4 protein-coding genes and 1 pseudogene are annotated in these 3,826 nt (G+C 72.1%); 2 read left to right on the plus strand and 3 right to left on the minus strand.

The features are described from left to right. Positions 1-1,070, minus strand: a 1,070-nt coding sequence (locus ACTIR_RS0101925) for an AI-2E family transporter (RefSeq protein ID WP_026453023.1), incomplete at its 3' end; no start/stop codon positions are given. A 238-nt stretch (positions 1,071-1,308) separates the two neighbouring features. Here ACTIR_RS0101925 and ACTIR_RS0101930 point away from each other — a divergent pair. After that, complete coding sequence (locus ACTIR_RS0101930; RefSeq protein WP_026453024.1) at positions 1,309-1,608, plus strand: DUF3040 domain-containing protein; 300 nt, start codon at positions 1,309-1,311, stop codon at positions 1,606-1,608. 30 nt (positions 1,609-1,638) lie between these two features. On the opposite strand, the gene ACTIR_RS0101935 is transcribed toward ACTIR_RS0101930, so the two are convergent. Continuing rightward, entirely contained in the window at positions 1,639-2,499 is an 861-nt protein-coding gene (locus ACTIR_RS0101935) for a phosphoribosylaminoimidazolesuccinocarboxamide synthase (protein ID WP_026453025.1), read from the minus strand. Positions 2,500-2,819: 320 nt separating this feature from the next. Here ACTIR_RS0101935 and ACTIR_RS0101940 point away from each other — a divergent pair, with 320 nt between their 5' ends. Continuing rightward, the gene (locus ACTIR_RS0101940; protein WP_411431308.1) at positions 2,820-3,629 is read left to right on the plus strand and encodes an SAM-dependent methyltransferase; all 810 of its coding nucleotides are present in this window, start codon (positions 2,820-2,822) and stop codon (positions 3,627-3,629) included. Between the two features lie 12 nt (positions 3,630-3,641). Here the strand turns inward: ACTIR_RS0101940 and ACTIR_RS21180 are convergent. Next, positions 3,642-3,826, minus strand: a pseudogene (locus tag ACTIR_RS21180) (4-hydroxybenzoate polyprenyltransferase); the annotation flags it as partial.

Raw genomic sequence — 3,826 nt, forward strand, 5'->3', positions numbered from 1 at the left:
ACGGCGGCGTCCGGGTCGCCCGCGGGACCGTCGCGGTGGTCGGCCACCGCGAGCACGATGCCGCGCACCGCGGCGACGAGGGGGACCGCGAACAGGACACCCGCGATGCCGCCCTCCGCGCCGCCGATGACCAGGGCGACGAGGACCACCGCGGGGTGCAGGTTCGTGAAGCTGCCCTGCAGCACCGGCTGGAGCACCTGCCCCTCCAGCTGCTGCACGGCGAGCACCACCCCGAGGATGATCAGCGCGGCGACCAGGCCGTTGCTGACGAGCGTGACGGCCACGGCGAGGAAGCCGGACACCACGGCGCCGACGTAGGGGACGAACCCGCCGATGAAGACCAGCGCGGCCAACGGCACGGTGAGCGGCACCCCCACGAACCCGAGGCCGATGCCGATCCCGAGGGCGTCGATCAGCGCGACCAGCGCGGTCACCCGTACGTAGAGGACCACGCTGTGGTACGCGCGGCGCCCGGCGTCGTCCACGATCTCCCGGGTGTCCGGGCGCCACGGCCGCAGCGTGAACGCCCACAACTTCGGTCCGGCCTGCATGAACATGATGAACAGGACCAGCGCGACGATGAGTCCCACCAGGAACGAACCGACCGTGCTGAACGCCGTCAGGGCACGGGTCATCACCTGCGCCTGGTTGCCCCCCAGCCACTGCTGGGCCCGCCCGATCAGTTCCCCGCTGATCGGCACCGGTGTGTCGGCGAGCCACTGCTGCAGCTGGGCGAGGCTCTCCGACACCCGCCGTCGCAGTTCGTCGAAGTTGTCCAGCACGGAGAACACCACGAAGGTGACCAGCCCGCCCGCGAGGACCAGCCCGACGATCAGCGCGCCCAACACCGCGAGGGGGCGGGGCCAGCGGTGCCGGGTCAACCAGCTCACCAGCGGTTCCAGCATCGCGGTCAGCAGCAGGGCCACGAACAGCGGAATCACGACGTAACTGAGGTGCCGCACCGCGTTGGTCAGCGCCCACAGGGCGCCGACGATGAGCAGCAGGTAGGCCGACACGACGGCCGTGCGGCGTAGCGAGGCGGAGGTGAGTCGCACGGCCGGTTCGGCCATCCGGCACCTCCCGCCCCGACACGTCCGCGTCCCGTGCCGTCACGCACCGTCCACGGACACTGACAAGTCCCCGGCACGGGTAGCCGCTGCGGCCGGATCGAAACCCGTTTGTGCGGGCCGCGGACGGGTAGTCCACCGATGTGGGCGCGACCGGTCCGCGACCGGCCTCCGGTGCGCGGTCGGCCGACGACCGAGGCTCCAGCAGACACCGGATGATCATCGAGTTCGGGGGCACGCCATGCTCAGCCACCACGAACGGCAGGAGCTCGAACGGATCCAGCAGTGGTTCGAGCACGACGATCCCGACCTCGCCCGGCAGTTGGGCGAGGGGGAGAGCCCCGGCGGGGTGCTCCGGTCGCGGGTGCTGCGCTACGTCACCGACGCGCTCGCCCTCGGGCTGATCGTGCTGGGGGCGATGACGTTGAACTTCGGTCTGATCTTCTTCGGCGCCGTACTGCTCGCCGTCGCCGCGTGCCTGCACGTGGCGCACTGGGGGGACGCGCAGCCACCGGCCGCCCGGGGGCCGGGGCCCGGTTGACGGGCCGGCCGGGTCACTCGGCCCGGGGCCTCACCCGTCGGGTGTGGGTACCCCGGTCCAGGTCCGTCCGGTGAGGCGCTCGTAGGCCTCGGTGTAGCGCCGCCGGGTCGCCTCCACCACGTCGGCGGGGATCTCCGGTCCCGGTGGCGTCCGGTCCCACCCGCTCGAGGTCGCCCAGTCCCGCACGTACTGCTTGTCGAAGGCGAACTGCGGCCTGCCGGGTTCCCATTCGTCGGCGGGCCAGAACCGGGACGAGTCGGAGGTCAGCAGTTCGTCGCCGAGGGTGAGCCGCCCGTCGGCGTCCCAGCCGAACTCGAGTTTCGTGTCGGCCACGAGGATGCCCCGCTCGGCGGCGTGCGCGGCACCCTCCTCGTAGATGCGCAGCGTCAGTTCCCGGAGGCGCTCCGCCGTGTCGCGGCCCTCCTGCGCCACGACGTCGTCGAAGGTGATCGCCTCGTCGTGCCCGGTCTCGGCCTTGGTGGTGGGCGTGAAGATCGGTTCGGGGAGCCTGCTGCCCTCCTCCAGCCCCGGGGGCAGCGGCACACCGGACACCGTGCCCGACCGTCGGTACTCCCGCAGACCGGAGCCGCTGAGGTACCCGCGGGCGATGCACTCCACCTTGATCATGCTGAGCGGGGCGCAGCGTACGGCGCGGCCCGCGAACTCCGCGGGCACGTCGGTGGCCGAGATCAGGTGATTGCCGACGAGGTCGCGGAAGCGTTCGAACCACCACACCGACAGCTGGGTGAGCAGGGCACCCTTGTCCGGGACCGGGGTCGGCAGGGTCACGTCGTAGACCGAGATGCGGTCGGAGGCGACGAGCAGGAGGTCGCCACGGTCGCGGTAGAGGTCCCGGACCTTGCCCGTGTGGAGGTGCTGCACGCGGGTCATCGTAGCCGTGGCCGTCCCGTCCGGTCGGGCCCGGCCGTGGTCGTCGGCGCCGCGGGGAGCACCGCCGTCCCGGAATGTGACCGGTATCACGATTAATCGGATCGGAGGTGACGCGGAGTGACGCCGAGCCGCGCGGTCCGGGTCGTCGGATCCGGTGCGTCGCTGGTCAGCCGCCCGGGTGGGGCGACGCGGGTGTTGTCACGCTCCGCATGCGCGCCGCTACGGTGTCGGGTTTCCGGCCGGTAGGATCGCTGACGGCGGTCGGGGGAACGATCATCGACATGCGGCACTGCCCATGATCACAAGGAGGCGTGCTCGACGTGGGACTCCCCATCGGCGCGACGGATCCCGACCCGTCCGTCGCGCCGAACATCGCCCGGATCCGGGACTACTGGGTCGACGGCACGAACCACACCGAGGAGGACCGTCGACTCGCGCAGCGGATCGAGCTGTGCGCGCCGCACATCCCGTACCTGGTGCGTGCCCAGCGGTCACTGGTGCGGCGGATGGTGCGCCACCTGATGCGGGCCGGCGTCACCCAGTTCCTCGATCTCGGGTCCGGGCTGCCGAACGCGCACTACGTCCACCACGTCGCCCATGCCGAGGACCCCCGCGCCCGCGTGGTGTACGTGGACGCCGACACCTCGATCGAACCGGACTCGCGGGCGTTGCTCGACGGCACCGACAACACGGCGTTCGTGGTGGCCGACGTCCGGCGTCCCGCCGAGCTGCTCGCACACCCCGGGGTCACCGCGCTGATCGACCCGGACCGGCCGGTCGCGATCCTGATGATCGAGCTGCTGCTGCACATCCCGGACGCGGACGACCCGGCCGGTCTCGTGCGCTCGTACGTCGACGCCCTGCCGTCGGGCGGTCACCTCGCCCTGTCGCACTTCGGGGAGGACGACCAGGTGCTCGCCGGGTTCCGCATCTTCGAGGGGCTGCGGTTCGGGCAGTGGCCCGCCGTGAGCCTGCGCTCCCGGGACACGCTGGAGAGCTTCTTCGACGGACTCGACCTCGTCGCGCCGGGGGTGGTGCCCGTGCCGCTGTGGCGGCCGGACTCCGAGGACGAGGTGGACCGCAACCCGGAGAAGGTCCGGATGTACGCGGGCCTGGGCCGCAAGCCCTGACCGGCCGCCCGGTCAGCCGGAGAGCAGGCCGACGGCCACGATCAGCACGTCGGCGACCATCACCAGCGGCATGGCCGTGGTCCGCAGCCGCCGGGAGCGGACCGTCCCACCCCGGGCCACCCGGCGCAGCAGCGGCACCACGGTGCCGAGGAACAGCAGGTGCCCGGCCGTTCCCACGGCGGCCGCGACCGGCCCCG

Origin of the sequence: Saccharomonospora iraqiensis subsp. iraqiensis, from assembly GCF_000430445.1 — a bacterium.
GTDB classification, from domain to species: domain Bacteria; phylum Actinomycetota; class Actinomycetes; order Mycobacteriales; family Pseudonocardiaceae; genus Saccharomonospora; species Saccharomonospora iraqiensis.